The organism is Lactobacillus sp. C449L (genome assembly GCF_059900815.1).
Genome location: NZ_JBWXGA010000291.1, coordinates 1 through 439 on the forward strand (window position 1 = coordinate 1; position 439 = coordinate 439).

The 439-nt window shown below is 69.7% G+C and carries 1 protein-coding gene; it reads left to right on the forward strand.

Annotated elements, in window-relative coordinates:
• Nucleotides 1–334: hypothetical protein (locus AC2JF9_RS09450; RefSeq protein WP_500727261.1), on the forward strand; the 334-nt coding region annotated here is incomplete at its 5' end.
• Between the last annotated feature and the right edge of the window lie 105 nt (nt 335–439).

Here is a 439-nt window from a genome sequence, read left to right on the forward strand (position 1 = left end):
CGCAGGAGGACGCGTGAACTTGGCGGGCGGAGCCATTTCGCAGTTGCGGGCGCCGGAGGACGACAGCGAGGGGATGATCCCGAACCTTCTCTTCGCCTCTCTCACGTCTCAGCCGACGACGATCGGCGCTGGCGCCGGCGTGGTGTACCAGGGCGCCTTCTACGTTCCCAATTCCGCGGTCTCGTTCAGCGGCGGCGCGAGCATCGGCGGCGGGGGCGGGTGCTTCATGCTGATCGCGAGCACCGTGACGCTGAGCGGCGGCGCGGTGGGTGCAACCGCTTGCCCGGGCCTCGGCGCCCAGCAGGCGGGCGTGCTGGTGGCGCTGATCCGATGAGGAGGCTGGTGCGGATTGGCCGACGTCTTGCGCGCCGTGATGAGGGCGTTGCGACGGTCGAGTTCGCCTTCGGGTCGGTGTTCATCTTCGGGGCGCTGGTCGTCG